Here is a 20,216-nt window from a genome sequence, read left to right as displayed (position 1 = left end):
GTTCCATAGCCTCTTCCAATAGCTTATGGATGAATGTTGAGGAACTTGTGAGTCTCTAGCAGAAGAAAAGTCGGAACAGCCGGGGATGGATCCGTCCCTTAAAACTCATATCAACCATAGGTCTAGCGGCTTCGACGATGCTGCTGAAGTTTACGTATCGTTCCTTTAGCCAGAATCGTCAGGGTACAAAGACACACCATTAATGTGAAGGAAATGGCAAACACTAGCGTCAAGAATTGAAACCAGAGTGCACCCGATAGAGGGGAATGAATGAGTTTGATCAGATGGGTACCGATGGCCCGCACTTGCTCCCCCAGAATGGGAAAAACTAATATTCCCATGGGTATGCCATAGACAAACCAACTTGCGATCGCAACCCACCAAGCAACGTTGCCGTGGGATAAATGATCTAATGCTGTCCCTTCAAACTCGATAGAGTCCATGGGCGTCATCCCCGATCGCTGTCTACGGATTTGGCGATAGAGCGGACGACTAGAAATCTCAACCGTCAGGTTCGGTGTAGATCCAGCACCATAGCGATCGAACTGAGAGCTATGCTCAAAGTCTTGGGGATGAGTCATGATTGACCTCTCAACGTCAACAAGGAATACAGAAGTTTGAAGCTCAAGATTTACTCTTTTGATTCAGTGGCGAATTGAGTCAGACCACATTGCCACAAATCAAAGCTTGAATGACCAAATTATTAGTCATTGATCATGCTGATAGCCGTGATGCCGGTCTGCATAAGCAGTGATAGTTGAAGCCAAGGGATGTGATAGTCATCACTGAATAGAAAAGCTTTTCGATAAGAGGCCACTTGGAGAGAGCAATAGATATCGATGCTCTCTCCTTCCTCACACCCCTTAAAGATTGTGCCAAGTCGTATTATTCGTCTCGTTGGCTTCCTTCACAAAATTCGTAGAGTCCACATCAATGCGAAATGTCGTGTCTTTGAGAGCCACTGTTTTGGGCAAAATCTTGGCTGTGTTCAGTCTTACCCATTGGGTTTGCTGGCCTTTAATTACAGGCACTTTGATTCGGATCATCCGCCCCACTGGTGTTCCATCAATTCGACGAACCGTCAGTCGTAAGACCGTGGGCCGTGCAGCCCTTCTCCCTAAATTTGCTACCTGAATTTTGATGCGTTTTGTTCCCATGCGACTGAAACGATACTGCCGAACTTTCAAATCTGCTCTGCGAAAATGACGCAGTTTAGGGGCTTGTTGGGTAAAGCTGCCCGGTTGGCATTCAACTGCAGGACTCGGAGACAGTTCCCAACCATCAGGACATTGATCTTGGGCTGGGAGGGGTGCCGCCACCACGCTGCTTGCCGAGAGAGTGACTAAAGCTCCTAGAGCAAGTAGTCGCTGGGTTGCTAACTGAGCCAATTGAGATGGAGTACGTTGCATAGTGCTGTTCCTTCCTGTGGAATGTTTTCGAGAGAACTAACTCTCTTCATTCACTCAATAGGGTTGAACAGATGAGTTTATGCAGCCCACATCTTTATCTCGTATTTAAGATGTAAGGGATGTAAAAGTCAGCCTCCTAACGTGTTGCCACATCCCGGCCCTTTAAAGGGTTGATTCTAATGCTCAGCAGGGATATCTCGTCGCAAGTAAGTGTCAAGCAGAACACCCTGTAATTCAGACAGTCTATGGCATGATGACGGCAGGCAAAATTGTATATACCATCACTTATGCAGCTCTTTGATTGGATTATTGTCGCGGCTTACTTGGTATTTACGTTTTTCATTGGCATCTATTTATCTCAAAAAGCATCAGATAGCCTAGCTGATTTTTTTATATCAGGTCGTTCTTTCCCTTGGTGGCTAGCTGGAACCAGCATGGCCGCAACAACCTTATCCCTCGACACACCTCTGGCAGTGGCAGGTTTAGTCGCCACAAAAGGCATTGCAGGCAATTGGCTGTGGTGGAGTTTTGGCTTTGCCCATATCATCATGATCTATATTTTTGCGAGATTATGGCGACGCTCAGAAGTCATTACCGACGCAGAGCTTACAGAAATACGGTATGGCGGTAACACTGCAGCAGTACTACGAGGCACGAAAGCCTTTCTCTTTGCAGTTCCAATCAACTGTCTGGGTATTGGGAATGCCATGTTGGCCATGGTGAAAATGGTTGACACCCTAGGGGTTTGGCAGAGTATAGGAATTGAGGCCGATAGCAATCTCAAACTCTGGACAGTCGTCGCTGTCAGCATATTTGTCTTAATTTATGCCGGACTCTCCGGCTTATGGGGCGTAGTCGCCACTGATTTCTTCCAATTTTTCTTAGCTTTAATTGGGGCCTTGATCGTTGCTGTTGCAGCGGTGCGACAAATTGGAGGTATCCAATTATTGGTCGATCAGGCTCAGCAAGCCACAAATCATGATGTCTTGTCTTTCGTGCCCTTGAGCTTCGGTGGAGAAGGAGGCTGGCTGCAATGGAGTGAATCTGCCGGGATTACTATTAACGTCTTTTTCGCCTACATCTTTCTGCAATGGTGGTCTTTCCGACGCAGTGACGGGGGCGGTGAATTTGTCCAACGACTAGCCGCAGCCAAAGATGAACAAGAAGCGGAAAAGGCAGCTTGGTTATTCAACATCATGCATTATGTGGTGCGCACCTGGCCCTGGATTTTAGTGGGCCTAGCGGCAGTAGTGCTGTATCCCGATGCTCAAGATCAGGAATTAGGCTATTTTCTACTGATGAAAGACTATTTACCTCAAGGGTTGCTGGGCCTAGTGTTTGCCTCTCTAGTCGCTGCATTTATGAGTACGGTATCCACGTCAATTAATTGGGGCGCATCTTATTTAACCAATGACGTTTATCTGCGGTTTATGAAGCCCCAGGCATCTCAAGCAGAACTCATCTCGGCAGGACGAGTAGCTTCTGTTTTAGTCACCGTGGTGGGTGCTGTTGTAGCTTTCTACTCTAAAAGCGTGGTAGAGGTCCTTGAGCTGGTAATAGCCATCGGGACAGGACCAGGACTCGTCCTCATCTTGCGATGGTATTGGTGGCGAATCAATGCAACGGCTGAATTAGCCTCCATGCTAGGAGGATTCATCATCGGCCTACTCACTACTACCCTTCCAGTGATCAAAATTAATGATTTTGGTTTGCAATTGCTCGTCACAACCGCAATCACAACCGTGATTTGGGTTGCCGCAATGTTACTTACCCCACCCGAATCTGAGGCGACATTGAACAAGTTTTATGTCAAGATTCGTCCCGGTGGACCAGGGTGGGCGCGGCAGCAATCTCAAACGGGACTAGCTCCCTTACAAGACTTAGGCAAAGATATCCTGCGAGTGTTCGCGTCCAGCTTAATTCTGTTTGGTTCAATGTTTACAGTAGGCGGCTTCCTGCTACTGCAGACCTTGACAGGCTGGATCTCCTTGGTGATAGCAGTTATCGGTTGGATGTGGTTGCGTCAACTCAATAAGTCTACATCTCCACCCATGGCCAGGCCGGGCACTGAGTAACCCCTGTAATAGCAGCCCTCAACAATGGTGCTTTGCGAGTCCATCCCTCAACATGCTACTGCCAGAAGGTTAGTTCTTTGATTGAAGATGGCAATGGAGGTTTACCCAGGAGGGATATGCCATAGCCAAGGATAACGGCTAAAGGAGCCGAGATGGCTGAACGCCAAATGCCTGGGAATTGCAGGAGTTGTAGCTGACTGTCAATAGCCAGCAACGCAGCAGCTAAAAGGACACCAAAAAATGCCCCTGTTGCATTAATACGGGGAATCAGAATGCCCATTAAAAATAGACCTAGCAAAGGCCCTAAAAATAAGGCTGTATATTCAACTAAAAATTCTAATAACGATTCTTTTGTAGAGGCCACATAGAAAGCGGAAAGAATACCCAGAATGCCACAAACAACAATCCACGATTTTGCAGCTTTTAAATAATGGGCATCCGTTCTTTTCACTGTGGAATAACGTTGATAAAAATCTACAACAATGCACGTTGCAAGGGAATGAAGAGCAGAATCAATAGACGACATTGCCGCTGCAAAAATGGATGCGACCAAAAGCCCTGCCGCGACTGGAGGCACTTGATTGACAATAAAGTGAGGCAGAATTTGATCGCCTGCTACTCCTTCTGGAAGCGCCCCTGTGTTGAGGGAGTAGAAGCCAAAGAGCAATACACCTAGGAGTAACGTGACCGCAACACCTATAAACCCAGTAAACCAACCCAGCAGGATAGCCTTTCTGCCGGATGGGACATCTGCACAGGACACGTATCTTTGCACTGATTGTTGATTCGTGCCAGCCACCGCAAAGGCGAGAATACCATAAGCAAAGAGAGCAGTGGGTAGAGATCGGACTGAAGCAGGATCCCAAGACAAATCGATCACCTGCAGCTTTCCCCCTTCTCCCGCCGCTGCCCATAGGGCACCTAAGCCACCAGGGACACTAATGGAAGCAGCCCATAAGCCTGCAATGAGCCCCACAAAAATCATGACAAACTGCAGAAAATCAGTCCAAACAACCGCTGTGATGCCGCCAGTGACAGTATAAATAACGGAAGCTAAACCCACCATGATAATAGCGAGGGGCAGTGGCATCGCCGTGACGGTTGCGACAACAATGGAAGCACCATATAACAAGGCCCCAAGGCGAGCCACGACAAACAAGATGAAGCACAGGGAGCCCAAAGACCGAGTTTTAGCATCAAAACGACGCTCTAGATATTCATAGGCCGTCGTTAAATTCAGTCGAATGAAAAACGGCAAAAACAGCAGAATAACTAGACTAAATCCCAACAGGTCTCCAATCTGAAGCTGAAGGTAGAGAAATCCATGTTTGTATCCTTCACCCGGACCGCCTAGAAGTGATGCAGCCGAGAAGGAAGTAGCAATAATCGAGATACCAATCGCCCACCAAGGCAGTTGCTTTGAGCCTCGAAAATACTCATCAGTATTTTTTTGTTTTCGACTAGCTGAGAGTCCAATCCCAAAAACGATTACGGCATAAGCGACAACGATAACCCAATCGATTGGACTCATAAATCATTATCTGCAAAAACAATTTTCATAGCCTATCATCCTCAGTTCTCTAGAATGTCCCTATATAAGGAAATTTATGTTTCATTGAATAGCCTTTAAAAAATAATTTCCAGATGTAGTGTTGCTGGTAAGCTTACGACCATTGGTTAGTCACCGTTTAGGCCTCAGGCTATGAGTCAAGGACGTCCCGGTATAAGGAATGGTCTCAGTGCTCCAAAACATCGGAGGTTTTCCCCCGTCCGTTACAGAAGAGTGCTTTACCAGACATGGGCAGTCAGGCTTATATTGCTAGGCTTCATAGCCATACTTTGTGGACCGTTACTCTACGGTGCAACCATGATAGGGATAGGTTGTATAGCCATGGGATTACTGCATCGAAACCCGATCAAGATACCGTCTATGCCCAGGCCCGGCTCGAATAACTCTCAGAAATACAAATAGCATCTTGTAGAATTGGGGACGATGGCTAAACTTAAGCGCCTCTACTTCTTTCAAAATACATACGCAGAAACAGGTTCACTCTGTCCACACATTGTTGTTTGAAGACATCCGATCGACTAGAGGTTAAAAATTCTAGCTGGCTGGCGAGATCAGCCCACTCCGCCCGTTGTTGCCAATCTTCTGGTAAAGCCATGCCTCCATGTTCCAACCCGACCTTAATCTGCTGATATTGGTGGCTGGGGGTATGTCGGAGCAGATTGCCAATATCCATATAGGGCGTTCCCGAATGGCAATAGTCCCAGTCTAAAATGCCGCTGACTTGGCCGTTCTGGATCAAAATATTGGTGGGATTGAAGTCTCCATGAACCAGGTAAGTTTCTGCGTCTAATTCTTGGAGGAGGCTGGCATCTTGGCCCTGGAGTTGTTGCAATTGTTTTAGAGTCTTGAGACTCAACCAGCTCTGAACCTCAGAACGATCAAGCTGTCGCGCAATATAGCCTGAGAGTCCTCCAAAACCAAAGGGAGTGATCAAACCATCAGTCTGTAGCTGGCCAGGAGCTTTGAATTGGATCGCAGCAATATGGGCAAGCGCAGTGGCGGCCTTGTCCACATCTTCTGGGCAATCAGACAATAGCTTGCCGGGCAAAAACGATAATATTGCCCATCGTGGCCCTTGGGCCAACAGCTCAGGAACAGGGACCACATCCTTCACTAAATTAAAAATATAGGTGTCTTGCTCAGGCTTGCTTTGTGCGTACAGTCTGAGGATATAAATACTGTCATCACTCAGAGTTAATTTGTAATGGGTATTGCTTCTGCCAGTGGTGCATAGCTCGACAGTATGGATCGTGAGATGAGCACCGACGGACTGCAGAAATGGGCTGATTAATTCAGGATCAAACGATTGATAGGAGTGACGTCTATCTTCCATACTGAGTCCTGCTGCTCAATCATCCTGTCATGGGAGCCTAGGAACTCCTAACAACCCACTCATAACGGCATGATAGCAACGATAAACTTTTTTTTATATTTTGACTGCTTGAATATAGTTTAAACTGAGGTCTTGAGAAGATTACCATTCCAAAACTTGCGTGGACTTAGCCCGATGACATTATTCGCGCAACGTCGTGACGAGGAAGTTCAATCGTGAAAAAGCTAGTTCGTGGTCTACAAGAGTTTAAGCAAAGCTACGTTGCTGAGAATCAAGGCCTCTTAGAAGAACTCTCTCACGGTCAAAAACCTCGCGTCTTATTCATTTCTTGCTCTGATTCACGGGTAGATCCCAACCTCATTACCCAGACAGATGTGGGCGAGCTTTTTGTTATCCGTAATGCCGGTAATATTGTGCCTCCCTACGGCGCAGCCAATGGAGGCGAAGGTGGCACCATTGAATATGCCATTGCCGCACTGGAGATCGATCAAGTGGTGATCTGCGGCCATTCCCACTGTGGAGCCATGAAAGGGCTGATGAAGCTGAATAAGCTGCAAGCAGATATGCCCTTGGTGTACGACTGGCTGCAGCATGCCGAAACCACCCGGCGACTCGTGACCGAAAACTATCCTGAATCCGCGGGGGAAGAGCGGGTTGAAATTTTAGTCGCCGAAAATGTCCTGGTACAGATTGATAATCTGAAGACGTATCCGATTGTGCGATCGCGGATGCTGCAGGGCAAACTCCAGATTTATGGCTGGATCTATCACATCGAAACCGGTGAAGTCCTTGCCTATGATGAGGAAACCCATACTTACATCCCCCCTCAAAGCCAGCTTTTAGACCCTCCTCCCAGCTTGCCTTCTCGACTAGAGCAATACCTGATTAGTACCCATGCGCCGCCTGTGGCCTGTGAAGTGCCTGCACCTCGTCTACAGTCTGCGTCTTCGGCTCCAGCTGCTTCGCCCGTCAATGGCACTCCTGCGGCAGATCGCATTCGTTCTCAGCTCAATGCGCTCTTGAAAGCGTCGCCGGATTCCTGGGTCGACGTAGAAGACCGCATGCGGTCCATGAGCAGACTCCTAGAAGATGCCCGCCATGAAGGCATGAGCGCCAGTGAAGCCCAGAATTACCACCATCAATTCTCAGAACAAATTCCGGTATGGCTCCGGCAAATGGGATAGTTCTTGGCGATTATCTCTACTCATGGCGACCAACAATCATACCGGTGATTTTCAATAATTTGCCTGTAAAGCTTTTTCGCTCATATAACGGGTCTTCCTAGAAACAAGTGTTACACTTGGACTTCTTCTATTTCACCTCAATGTCTCTGCAGTAAGGCATTCAGCGTGGTGTAGTGACATCATTATGAGTTAAATTTCTTGCCCCTATGAGAGACCTCGATACCGCAGGGACTATTGCCCTTCTCAATCGGATTATGGAATTTGAATTGGCAGGGGTTGTTCGCTATACCCACTATGGGTTGATGGTAACGGGGCCGAATCGCTTACCCATTGTGGATTTCTTTAAGTCACAAGCTAGCGAATCCCTGATCCATGCTCAGGAAGCAGGAGAGATCATCACTGGATTAGAAGGGCATCCGAGCCAAAAGATTGCTCCCATTGAAGAGACCAATCAGCATGCGGTCAGAAACTTGCTGCAAGAAAGTTTGAACCATGAGCAAATGGCCTTGAATCTCTACAAACAGCTCTTAGATATCGTAGAAAACGCCAGCATTTACCTGGAAGAATATACCCGCACTAAAATTGGGCAAGAAGAAATGCATAATCTTGAAATCAAGAAGATGCTTCGCGATTTTAGCTGATGGTCTCTTGAGGGTTTAAGTCCCCGCAGAGAGATGTTGTGTTGAAACGTTTCAGGCCAAGCTTTCTCCTGCTGATTTGGGCGAGATTATAGACCGGCTGACGATTTTGATAGGGGCTGCTTGTCGATGGTAAGAGGGAAATGTCCTTCTCCCTTGGATTGCACACCAGGCTGCATTCTTGCCATCGACATAGGTGTAAACGGGCGTAAGCAAAGGATCGGGGATGCATGGCTCAAAGAAAAACGGGTCAAGGACAATAGATCCTGTACCCGAACCAAAAAACTATCATGCCCCTACCATCGCAATTGCTAACCGTGCTAGCCCATGACGAATTTCTAGAACAAACTGAAGCACTCAAAGTATCAACCAGCCTGAGTCAGATGGTTTATATCGTTCTGCAAATGGGCTTGTTTCTAGCTCGCTGTCTTCTGGAGGATGAACTCTCAAGGCGCGCGAAAGCAGTATTTGTATGGCCTGTATGTACTACCTGCGGAACCCGCTTACATTCGAAGGGATGGGAATCTCGTCAGATGCAGACACTGGTAGGCACTATCTCTTGAAAGCGACGGGTGGGCCGTTGTCCCAAAGGATGTCCAGGCAGTCTGTTGACTCCCCTGGATCAAGCCATTGGGATTCCCCCCTATCAGCACAGCAGCGAAGAACTGGTGCGTCTGGGCTGCTTGTTGAGTCTGTTCATGCCCTATGAACTGGCCAGTTGGATGCTGGGTCAGTGGAGTGGTCTATCCGTGAGTCCATCCAGTTTGTGGAACTGGGTGCAATCCGTGGGTAACAAAGCTCAGCAGGAATTAGAAGCTCAACTCAACGCTCAATCATCAGGGACTCAGGCCCCTTGTGAAGCGATTTCAGAGATGTTATCTGCTCTACCTTTGGCCATTGCCGCCGATGGTGTGATGGTCCCCTTTCGCCCCACCCCGAACTCACCCAAGGGAAAAATCCAGTGGCGAGAAGTCAAAGTCGCCATCTTAGCTCGCCTGGGAACACGGGTTACCCGAGCTAAAAAGGAGGTCCCCCAATTACTGCGTCGAAGACTGGTGGCAGTATTGGGCGATATCGACCAGTTCATCCCTTTACTTCAACTCGAAGCTCACAAACAAGACTTTGAATCTGCTCCAAAAGTCATCTGGCTCAGTGATGGGGGACGAGGCTTCTGGCGAGTCTATCGCACCTTGTTCTCTCATTGTGCTGTGGCAGTCCTCGACTTTTTTCATTCAGCAGGCCATCTGGCACGAGCAACTAAAGCGATGTTTGGAGATGCCCGCTCTGCTCAAGCCCAAGCCTGGTTCCGGCACTGGCGACACCAATTGCGACACGGGCAACACCTACTTGTATTACGGTCCTTGACGATATTGATTCACTCACAACTGTTAACGGGAAAGTCTTTTTCAACGTTGCTCCAGGTGCAGGCTTATTTCCAACGCCATCATCACCACATCCGTTATCGGCACTTTGAACAGCAACAGATTCCTCTCGGGTCAGGAATGGTTGAAAGTGCATGCAAGTGGTTGATTCAGCAGCGCTTTAAGGGAGTTGGCATGCGCTGGAGTGAGGATGGTTTCAACCATTTACTGATCTTGAGAATTGCCTGGGTCAATGAACGGTTTGACTCCTTATTCCCAGAGGTGACCATTCCGAAAACTAAGGCATCCCCGATCCGCTAAATACGCCCGGTGTAAACATAACCTCGAAAATCGTGAGATCACTATCTGATGATTCATCTTTGGGCACTATGTGAAAGGGGTCAGCTAGACCGATAGACTGCCTGGGCCCATCCTCCTGCCAAAGCATGGATACAGATACACTATTGCAATATCATTCCTTTACTAATGCCGATGCAAGAAGCCATGGATGCTGTAGCCCTGAAACGACACAGTATCAAGTCCCTGTCCCGGTTAATGCCTCGTTTAGAAGTTCGCTATGCGGACCAAATTGATCAAGGTGCTTGGCAAAGCTATGTTCAGCGCATTAAAACCCACTTTCCCCGTTTATTTGGCTTGCTTTACCAGCTATATGGCCATCAGTATGACTTTTTCTATCATCTAGAACAGATTTTAGACTCCACAACCCAAATGTGGATAAAACGGCCCGATGAACTGAAGGCCTTGGACGTGATGCGAGAAGCAGACCCCCACTGGTATCAGTCCCATCGGATGGTGGGGGCAATGTGTTACGTCGATCTATTTGCAGGTGACTTGAGTGGCATCCGCGATCGCATCCCGTATCTCACGGAACTCGGTATCACCTACTTGCATCTGATGCCTTTATTCAAAACCCTAGAGGGCGACAACGATGGCGGCTATGCCGTGAGTAGTTATCGCGAAGTGGATCTTTCTTTAGGCACCATGGAGGAACTGGCAAATCTCGCCACCGAACTGCGGCAACATGGCATTAGTCTGGTCCTAGACTTCGTGTTTAATCACACGTCTGATGAGCATCAATGGGCGAAGCAAGCGATGGCAGGAGATCGCGAGCATCAGGAATACTACCGGATGTATTGCGATCGCGAGCTACCCGATGAGTTTGAACAAACGGTTAATTCAGTTTTTCCCGATGAGCATCCGGGGTGTTTTACCTACCGCACCAAAATTCGCAAATGGATTTGGACAACCTTTTGTAATTACCAGTGGGATCTGAATTACGAAAACCCCACGGTGTTTAGTCATATGGCTGAGGAAATGCTGTTTCTAGCCAATGTGGGGGTCGAAGTGTTGCGGCTGGATGCCGTAGCCTTTTTATGGAAGCGGCTAGGGAGTTCTTGTGAGAATCTACCGGAAGCCCATCTCCTGATTCAAGCCTTTAATGCAGTGCTACAAATTGCGGCTCCCGCGATGGTCTTTAAATCGGAAGCGATTGTTCATCCCGATGAAGTGAGTCGCTATATCGGTGAAGAAGAATGTCCCCTTTCCTACAATCCACAGTTGATGGCTCTGTTGTGGGAAGCTCTGGCAACTCGGAATACCCAAGTGTTGCGCCACGCGATGCAGAAGCGGTTTGACTTGCCAGAAGGCTGTGCTTGGGTCAACTATATTCGGTGCCATGACGACATCGGCTGGACCTTTTCGGACAATGATGCCTGGGAACTCAATATCAATCCGTTGCACCATCGCCAGTTCTTGACGGCGTTTTACACCAATCGTTTTGAAAATAGTTTTGCCCGTGGCCTACCTTTTCAGGAAAATCCAGACACCCAACTCGCCCGTATTTCAGGGACCACGGCTTCTCTTTGTGGTCTAGAGAAAGGTCTCTATGAACAGGATTCAGCTCAGGTAGAGCTAGCAGTTCGGCGAATTTTGCTGCTGCACGGCATTTTATTAACCATTGGGGGCATTCCCCTTCTGTATTTAGGAGATGAGCTAGGCATCCTCAACGACTATGACTATGGTCAGTCACCGGAGAAGGATGGAGATAGTCGATGGGCCCATCGACTTGCGTTCGATTGGGCAAGGGCTGACTCGCGCCGTAACTCAGAAGAAGTCTGGGGGCAAATCTATTTGGGACTGCTGCGGCTCATTAATATTCGTCAGCAAAACCGGGCTTTTACGGGGTCAGAAACGGTTTTAATGGATCCAGGGAATGATCATGTGTTTGGCTATTTCCGCCATCATGATGATCAAAGTGTGTTGGTGCTCGGCAACTTTACTGAGAATGAGCAGGCCATTGTGGGGAGACGGTTACGTCTACTCGGCATGCGCAAAACCTTTACGGATATTGTGTCAGGCACCACGATTACCGCGACCCAAAAGCTAATGCTGGATCCTTATCAATTTATGATTCTGATTGGTGTTCGATAATGGGTGCCAGGTGTAGCGTCATATCGATGGCCTGTAAATCTTGAGCCTCAATGATCACCATCCGGCCTATCCAAGACCATCAGACCCAAGAAGCCAAGCAAATCGTTAAAACGATTATGCTTGACGTGCTGCAGGATCTGCTGACTGAGGCAGATTTAGACCGCTACGATCCGATGTTGGATATTGAGCAGGTTAGACAGCACTATTTTGATCATTCCGGCCTCTTTCTAGTACTGGTGGATCATGACCAGATTGTCGGTACTGGGGCCATCAGAAAGCTCGATGATCATATCTGTGAACTGAAGCGTATGTGGTTTCTCAACGCCTATCGCGGTCAAGGCTGGGGGCAGAAAATGGTCAACTATCTATTTGAGTTTGCCAGACAAGTCGGGTATCAAGCCGTGCGATTAGACCTGGCCGACGAAGAACGACAAAGGCAAGCTCTCGCCTTTTACCAACGGCTCGACTTTTATCCCATTGCCAAATATAACGACAGTTTATGTCGCATCTTTATGGAAAAGTCACTGCAATAAATGCAGCAGAGCACTCACAGATTTTGGACTATTCTTATCCCATCTATAATCTTCATGTCAATTTGGTGTTTTTTCACAGAGATATTATCTCCTGATTTACGTACCAATTGTCTGCAGTAGAATCCATTCAACAGTGGGAAGTTCATACAGAGAGCAGAAATCTTGCACCTTGATCAGCCATCAACATAAGAGGCACTGAGTATCACTCTGCTAGAAGTTTTATACAAGAGTCATATAAGGTGAAAATTTCTCTCGACCTGTCTCAAACTGAACCTCAAACCACTTGAGAAGTTCTTGCTTTTCAGCCACAAGCTTTTGTCTTTCCTGGCCGATGGGTAGGCTAGATTGCGAGTCATTTAGCATAACGTTTTGCCGACGTAACTGTACCCAATTCCGATAGACAGTATTGAGATATTCAGATATATCTACACCAAAAAGGAAATAACTTTCTCTTGTCTTTTGCAAGAAGATCAATGCATCATCATCGCTTGCTTTCGCTTCTCGCAGAATTACACTTAAGAATTGGATCAGTGCTGTGTAGATTGCGAGTCGGCGCTCATACAAATCGAGTTTGACCTTCAAACGGTTAGTTTGCAATTGTTGCCATGCGATATATGCTGCAATCACAGCAAGAACTGGCGTTGATAATCCTGCAGCTAACTCAACATAATCCATATTGACAAGGACATGAAACACAAAATTTAGGCTTCAACTTTAACAAATCTAGCTCTCCAAATGCTTACAGAGAATGACAGGACTGCTAAGTAGCTGCTCCCCAGCTATGCTTGTGCTCCCCTTTTCTATAGAGTTGCTTGTTACGATGACAGAAGTGGAGAATAACCGGTTCGCATTAAGACATTGTGATTGTTGAAAAAACCCTAGAGCTGCTGGAGTGGGAGCGATTATGCCAGCACCTGTCAACCTTTGCTGCGACCAAGTTAGGGGTTGCAGCAGCGGTCCAATTGACGATTCCTGCAGCGGTTGAGACCAGTCAAACCTTATTACAGCAGACCCAAGAAGTTTACGATTTAGAAACCCAATTGCTCACGTCCCTCACCTTTGAAGGGATTCATGATGTCAGCGCAGCTTTGGCGCGATCGCAACGCCAAGGCATCCTCAGTGGTGAAGAACTTCTGCAAGTCGCCACGACCCTATTCGGTAGCCGTAACTTACGCCGAATCATTAATCGTTATCCAGAATTAGCCAGCCTCAATCAGCTGGTGGCCGACCTGCGGACCTACCCAGAGCTGGAGCAAGAGATTCGCCACTGTATTGATGAACAAGGCGAAGTTGCCGACCGGGCCAGCGAAAAATTGCTGGGCATCCGTCAACGACAGCATCAGGTCCGTAATGAGGTGCAAACCATCTTGCAACGGCTGTTGCAGCGTAAGGGAGCAGCCTTACAAGAACGGCTGATTACCCAACGCAGCGATCGATTTGTGGTGCCCGTCAAGGCCCCCCAGAAAGATGCCGTACCAGGGATTGTCCACGATACCTCCACCAGTGGTGCCACCCTCTACATTGAACCTAGAGCGACAGTGGAGTTGAATAATCGTCTGCGGCAACTGACCCGCCAAGAGCAGGTCGAAGCCGAAGCCATTCGCCAAGCCCTAACGGCAAAAATTGCAGAGGTTCATGTCGATCTAGAAACCCTAATTCTCATTGTCACTGCCGTTGATTTAGCCACGGCTCGGGCGCGATATAGCTATTGGCTAGGGGCAAATCGACCTCGGTTTGTAGACCGCAATAATAGCGAAACCTTGACCCTACGTCGGTTGCGTCACCCCCTGTTGATCTGGCAACAGCAACATGAACAAGGGCCAGAGGTGGTGGCCATTGATGTCACCATTCAACCCCATATTCAGGTCGTGGCGATCACTGGCCCCAATACAGGGGGCAAAACCGTCACTTTAAAGACTCTAGGGTTAGCCACGATCATGGCCAAGGTGGGGTTATTTGTCCCGGCCCAAGAGCCTGTAGAACTCCCCTGGTTCGATCAGGTCTTGGCGGATATTGGGGATGAACAATCCTTGCAACAGAGCCTATCCACCTTCTCCGGTCATATTCGCCGAATTCAGGATATTATTTCGGCCTTAAGCGATCAATCTTTGGTCCTATTAGATGAAGTAGGAGCGGGCACAGATCCACTAGAAGGGAGTGCCCTAGCCATTTCCCTCCTCCGCTATTTGGCAGATCATGCTCAGCTCACCATAGCGACCACCCATTTTGGTGAACTCAAAGCGCTCAAATATACCGATGCCCGGTTTGAAAATGCTTCCGTAGAATTTGATGATGCCACCTTGCAGCCTACCTATCGGTTGCTCTGGGGGATTCCGGGGCGCTCGAATGCCTTAATTATTGCCCAACGATTGGGATTGAACGAGCAGGTAATTGCTCAAGCCCAAGCCCAGATGGATGGCGAGACGGATGATGTCAATCAGGTGATTGCAGGTTTAGAAACCGAACGTCGCCAACAGGAAACCAAAGCTCAAGCGGCTGCCAAGCTATTGCAAAGTACCGAACAGCTGCATCAACAAGTGTCTAAAAAAGCATCTGACTTGAAAGTCCGTGAACAAAAACTGCGGCAACAGCAGGAACAGGCGGTGCAAGAAGAAATTCGGCGAGCTAAGCAAGCGATCGCACAAGTGATTCGCGACCTCCAACAACAGCCCAAATCAGCCCCCGCTGCCCAGGACGCCACCCAACGCCTAGAGAAAATCGCTAACCAGCGGCTCCCCTCTCGCACCCAACCCAAAGCGCCACCCCCCCCAAAGGGTTTCACCCCCAGGTGGGGGATCGGGTTCGCATTCCCAGTATTGGCCAGAAGGCAGACGTAATTAAGGTGACGCCTACCCAGGAACTGATAGTCCAGTTTGGGATGATGAAAATGACCGTCAAGCCCACTGAGGTGGAGTCCTTAACGGGCGAGAAGGTCGCGCCACCACCCAAGCAAACTGATAGTGCACCTAAAAAAGAAGACAATACACCTAAAAATTCTGCCCCCATGGTTCGCACCTCCCAGAACACCTTAGATATCAGGGGGTCTAGAGTGGCCGATGCGGAAGTGGTGATTGAAGATGCGATCGCAAAAGCTCAAGGCCCCCTATGGATCATTCACGGGCATGGAACCGGTAAACTTCGTCTAGGTGTGCAAGCTTATCTTAAGCAACATCCCCTGGTTTCTCGTTACGAATTCGCGGAACAAGCCGATGGGGGGAAAGGTGTAACTATTGCCCATTGTGGTGTTTAAGAGGGCTGCTCTCTAGCGACTCAAACAAGAGGCTGTCATCTTTTGTAATAAGATGTTAGACCTCACAAGGATTTAGGGCAACCTAGGAAAGCATTTTCTGGGTGTTTTGTGTGAAAATTAAGCCTTTAACCTGATTCCCGGACTTGATTGGCCCCTGCTGAGGATTGCTATCTATGACCAGCCAACCTAGCACCCAGGTGAAACAACCATGGTTGAACCCTACTGCTGTGCAAGCCAGTATGGATCACCATCCTCTGGTTGTTCCCCCTCAAGCCAGTCTCAAGGAAGTGGTCTTGCTGATGAGTCTGGGGCGGGAAGGTCAAGCCAAAGGCGATAACCGCCAACGCTTCAGCTATGTCTTAGTCCAACAGCAGCAGAAATTAGTGGGCATTTTGACGGAGCGAGATATCGTTAAGCTCAGTACAACAGAGACAGACTTTAGCCAGATCAGCGCCTCAAAGGTCATGAGTCCGGAGCCATTGACCCTCCTGGACACTGAGCTACAGGATATTCTGACCCCTCTTTCTATACTCCAAACCCAAAATATCCGTCATTTACCGATCCTGAACGCAACGGGTGGATTGGTAGGGGTTATCACCACAGAGAGCATTCGTAAAGTCTTAGAACCAACCATGTTGCTGAAGTTGCGGCATGTGAGTGAGGTGATGACGCCAACCGTAGTGACGGCCCCTCCCACAGCCAGCATCCAGCAAGTGGCCCAAAGAATGGCGATGTACAAAATGAGTTGTGTGGTGATTGTCCAACAGCAGTCTCAAGGCAGCAGAATTAAGCCCTTGGGCATTGTCACCGAGCGAGATATCGTTAAATTCCAAGCCCTCAGCCTCGACCTCCGCACAACCCTGGCGGAAACGGTTATGAGTCAGCCCTTAGTTTGCCTCAACTTAGATGACAAGCTTTGGGATGCCCATCAAACCATGCAGAAAATACAGGTTCGCCGCCTCGTGGTGATGGGACAGCAGGGAGACTTAGCCGGCGTTTTAACTCAAGCCAGCATTTTGGCTGCCCTCAATGTACCCGAAGCGCATCACACCGCCGAGGTTTTGCATCAGCAGGTAGAACAAATTCAAGATGAGCGGATCTTATCGTTACAACATCAAAAAACAAATCTCGAAAAACAAGTCGAGGCCGATGCTGCCACCTTATATTTCTGCCAAGAACGCTTTCGAGTCATGTTCGAGCAAGCCGTGATTGGCATTGCCCATGTCAATCTGCAAGGGCAAGTGATGTTGGCCAACCAAAAATTCTGCGAGATATTACACCAAATACAAACCCAAGTCTGCCATCATCTCGTACATGATGTGCTTCAGATGCCCCAGGGAGCAGAGAACTGGCAGGAGAAACTACAATCCCAACAGCAAGACTCTATTCAGCTGGAACATCACTATCGGCATCCTCAAGGACATTCAGCCTGGCTGGATTTGACCATATCCTTAGCCATAACTGCCACAGGGGCTCCCGATTACTTCATTGTGATGGTGCAAGATATTAGCGATCGCAAACAGGCTGAACTGGAACGTCAACAGCTCAATCGAGAACTAGAAGCCCGGGTTTCCCTGGGTATATCTGCCTTCCGAGCGAGTGAGAAACGCTTTCGAATGTTGTTTAATGCTGCCCCTGATGCGTTATTTGTGGTTGATTTCCATGGTGTGATTCGCCGAGTCAATCAAGCGGCTATCCAACAATCAGGGTATAAAGTCTCGGAACTATTAGGTAGTTTAATCAAGACCTACTTTAACGACAGCAGCCAAGTCGAGTATGAGACCTATTTAGCTCAGTTGATTGATCAGGGTAGTTATCGTCAAACCCTTGAATTTATCTGTAAAAACGATACGACTTTAGTCATTGATTGCTCCTGTACTGTGGTAACGGATCCCACCAGTCAAGATCCCTATATCCTGATGGTCCAGCGGGACGTTAGCGATCGTGTCCAGGCAGCAACTGCCTTGCGGGAAAGTGAGCAACGGTTTCAACAAATGGCGGACTGTGCTCCTGTGCTGTTATGGATATCAGGGATAGACAAACAGTGCACGTTTTTTAATCAACAATGGCTTGAATTTACAGGACAGACCATGGCCCACGAGCTGGGCAAGGGTTGGGCTGAAGGGATACATCCTGAGGATCGACAAACATCTCTAGACATCTGTACGGCTTCCTTTGATGCCCGTGAACCCTTTTGTATGGAATATCGGCTCCGGCGGCATGATGGAGCCTATCGATGGCTGATCGATATGGGTACCCCTCGCTTTTTACCCAATGGTGACTTTGTCGGCTATATCGGTTCCTGTGTAGACATCACCGAACGAAAAGTCTTAGAGGATAAGGTCCGCTCCAGCGAAGCTCAGATTCGGGCCGTCTTTGATGGCATGACGGATATTGTGTTCGTGTTTGATACCGAGACTCAGCAAATTAATGCGATTCCCCCCTCCCTCGTCTCGCCAGATATGGTAGAGATGATCAATCAAACGGCAGAAGTATTGCTGCTCGAAAATGAGCAAGCTCAAGCCTTTCACGACCATATTCAGCAAGCGATCAACGACCAAGAAACCGTTACCTTCGAGTATCAATTGCCCTCGACCTCAGTACCGACTTGGTATGTGGCCAGTATTACGCCCCTGTCTCCCACGTCTGTCATTTGGGTGGCCCATAACATCACAGACCGCAAGTATATGGAACAAGAACTGTTCCAAGAGAAAGAACTTGCCCAAGTGACCCTGCAATCGATTGGTGATGCGGTGATTACGACGGATGCCCAGGGCCAAATTCGTCACCTCAACGCCGTGGCTGAAAAACTAACGGGGTGGTCCTGTTTTGAGGCTCAAGGACATCCTATTCATGATGTCTTTCAGGTGGTCGATGAAACGACACGCCGCCCTGATATTCAGCTGATTGATTCCGTATTGATGACGGGAGAAATTGCCATCTCTGAGCATCAAGCCCTCTTGATTGCCCAGGATGACCAAGAATATGCCATCGATCATTCGGCGGCACCGATTCGCGATCGCAACACCCATATTCTCGGTATCGTCGTAGTCTTTCGAGATGTCAGTCAATCTCGTCAGCTCTCCCAGCAAATGACCTGGCAAGCCAGCCATGACTCCCTCACCGGGTTAGTCAATCGCTATCAATTTGAACAGCTGCTCCAGAAAGCCCTACACTCTGCCCATCGCGATCAGCTACAGCATGTCCTTTGCTATCTCGATCTAGATCAGTTCAAGATTGTCAACGATACCTGTGGTCATGCCGCAGGGGATGAACTCCTCCAGCAGGTGGCAGAACTCTTCAAACACACCATTCGCAGCACCGATGTTATCGCTCGTTTAGGAGGGGATGAATTTGGGTTGCTGCTGCACCAATGCTCAATGGAACGGGCCCAAGTGATTGCAGAACAGCTCCGGCAGCGCTTACAAGCGTTCCGCTTTAGCTGGAATGAACAAACCTTTAGCATTGGCCTCAGCATTGGTCTAGTGGCCATTAATTACGATAGCCACAATCTGTCTAGCCTCATTAGCGCAGCCGATGCCGCCTGCTATGCGGCCAAGGCCCGAGGCCGTAATCGCATTCACGTCTATCAGCTCGATGATTTAGAACTCGTCCAACAGCGGGGAACCCAGCGGTGGAGTCGTCGCATCAAGCAGGCTTTAGAAGAAAATCGGTTTCGCCTCTATGGTCAGGCCATTGTCCCCACCGATCCCAATCAATCTGAGATCCACCAGTGCTGTGAGGTACTCCTCCGCATGGTGGATGAGCAAGATCAGGTAGTCAGTGCCGCCACCTTTATTCCTGCTGCTGAACGCTACAATCTCATGCCGGAAATTGATCGCTGGGTAATTAGCCAGTTTTTAGTGGATCACTTTAACCCTCCCCAAATGGCCAAAACCGGAGCGGATCAGCCTTTACCCTATATGATCAACCTCTCTGGAGCCAGTATTGGGGATGAGCAATTTTTGCAGTTTCTACAAGAGCAGTTCCAGCGTTATCCCCATGCTGCCCCTCAAATTTGTTTCGAAATTACGGAAACAGCAGCTATTTCTAATCTCAATCAAGCCATTACGTTTATTAATGAACTCAAACAGTTGGGCTGCAAATTTGCCCTGGATGATTTTGGCAGTGGATTATCGTCGTTTGCCTATTTGAAGACCTTACCGGTAGATTATCTGAAAATCGATGGTCACTTTATTGAAGATATGGCCAACGATCCTGCCACTCAGGCCATTGTGGAATCGATCAACCACATTGGCCATGTGATGGGCTTACAAACGATTGCAGAATCTGTCGGCGATCTCTCAACCCGGAAAAAGCTACAGACCATGGGCATAGACTATGTCCAGGGATATGGCATTGCCTTGCCCTGTTCCCTTACCTATGCCTCATAGCTCAGGCCAGACTCAGGG

11 protein-coding genes and 2 pseudogenes are annotated in these 20,216 nt (G+C 48.4%); 8 read left to right on the top strand and 5 right to left on the bottom strand.

The features are described from left to right. Positions 1-122: 122 nt before the first annotated feature. Positions 123-581, bottom strand: a complete 459-nt coding sequence (locus HRE53_RS14475; RefSeq protein ID WP_235106954.1) for a hypothetical protein — start codon at positions 579-581, stop codon at positions 123-125. 282 nt (positions 582-863) lie between these two features. Then, positions 864-1,409, bottom strand: coding sequence for a CARDB domain-containing protein (locus HRE53_RS14470; RefSeq protein WP_212664057.1), 546 nt, complete (start codon positions 1,407-1,409; stop codon positions 864-866). A gap of 287 nt (positions 1,410-1,696) precedes the next feature. Between HRE53_RS14470 and HRE53_RS14465 the strand changes: the two genes are divergently transcribed. After that, on the top strand, positions 1,697-3,484 hold the full coding sequence (locus HRE53_RS14465) for a sodium:solute symporter family protein (RefSeq protein WP_235106953.1): 1,788 nt from the start codon (positions 1,697-1,699) through the stop codon (positions 3,482-3,484). Between the two features lie 55 nt (positions 3,485-3,539). Here HRE53_RS14465 and HRE53_RS14460 read toward each other — a convergent pair whose 3' ends face one another. Beyond that, positions 3,540-5,015 (bottom strand): sodium:solute symporter family transporter, encoded by a 1,476-nt coding sequence (locus HRE53_RS14460; RefSeq protein ID WP_235106952.1) that lies wholly within the window; start codon positions 5,013-5,015, stop codon positions 3,540-3,542. Positions 5,016-5,487: 472 nt separating this feature from the next. After that, positions 5,488-6,387 carry an aminoglycoside phosphotransferase family protein gene (locus HRE53_RS14455; protein ID WP_235106951.1) on the bottom strand — a complete coding sequence of 300 codons (900 nt, stop codon included), beginning with the start codon at positions 6,385-6,387 and terminating at the stop codon, positions 5,488-5,490. A 215-nt stretch (positions 6,388-6,602) separates the two neighbouring features. Here HRE53_RS14455 and HRE53_RS14450 point away from each other — a divergent pair, with 215 nt between their 5' ends. The 5 genes and pseudogenes from HRE53_RS14450 to HRE53_RS14425 all read left to right on the top strand — a co-directional run bounded on the left by HRE53_RS14450 (position 6,603) and on the right by HRE53_RS14425 (position 12,554). Continuing rightward, a complete protein-coding gene (locus HRE53_RS14450; RefSeq protein ID WP_212664054.1) occupies positions 6,603-7,571 on the top strand; it encodes a carbonic anhydrase in 969 nt (322 codons plus the stop codon). Between the two features lie 206 nt (positions 7,572-7,777). Then, complete coding sequence (locus tag HRE53_RS14445) at positions 7,778-8,212, top strand: bacterioferritin (RefSeq protein ID WP_235106950.1); 435 nt, start codon at positions 7,778-7,780, stop codon at positions 8,210-8,212. 287 nt (positions 8,213-8,499) lie between these two features. Then, positions 8,500-9,891: pseudogene (locus HRE53_RS14435) on the top strand (ISKra4 family transposase). 165 nt (positions 9,892-10,056) lie between these two features. Beyond that, the gene (locus HRE53_RS14430; RefSeq protein WP_235106949.1) at positions 10,057-12,021 is read left to right on the top strand and encodes an amylosucrase; all 1,965 of its coding nucleotides are present in this window, start codon (positions 10,057-10,059) and stop codon (positions 12,019-12,021) included. A gap of 50 nt (positions 12,022-12,071) precedes the next feature. Further along, complete coding sequence (locus tag HRE53_RS14425) at positions 12,072-12,554, top strand: GNAT family N-acetyltransferase (RefSeq protein WP_235106948.1); 483 nt, start codon at positions 12,072-12,074, stop codon at positions 12,552-12,554. Between the two features lie 219 nt (positions 12,555-12,773). On the opposite strand, the gene HRE53_RS14420 is transcribed toward HRE53_RS14425, so the two are convergent. Continuing rightward, positions 12,774-13,229: a hypothetical protein gene (locus tag HRE53_RS14420; protein ID WP_235106947.1), complete on the bottom strand. Its 456-nt coding sequence runs from the start codon at positions 13,227-13,229 to the stop codon at positions 12,774-12,776. Positions 13,230-13,414: 185 nt separating this feature from the next. Here HRE53_RS14420 and HRE53_RS14415 point away from each other — a divergent pair. Both HRE53_RS14415 and HRE53_RS14410 read left to right on the top strand, forming a co-directional pair. Then, positions 13,415-15,804 (top strand): annotated as a pseudogene (locus HRE53_RS14415) (endonuclease MutS2). A 173-nt stretch (positions 15,805-15,977) separates the two neighbouring features. Beyond that, positions 15,978-20,198, top strand: coding sequence for a PAS domain S-box protein (locus HRE53_RS14410; RefSeq protein ID WP_235106946.1), 4,221 nt, complete (start codon positions 15,978-15,980; stop codon positions 20,196-20,198). Positions 20,199-20,216: the final 18 nt, after the last annotated feature.

The organism is Acaryochloris sp. 'Moss Beach' (genome assembly GCF_021497025.1).
GTDB classification, from domain to species: Bacteria; Cyanobacteriota; Cyanobacteriia; order Thermosynechococcales; family Thermosynechococcaceae; genus Acaryochloris; species Acaryochloris marina_A.
The sequence above is the reverse complement of the archived record's forward strand: the minus strand, read 5'-3'. Positions and strand labels throughout refer to the sequence as shown.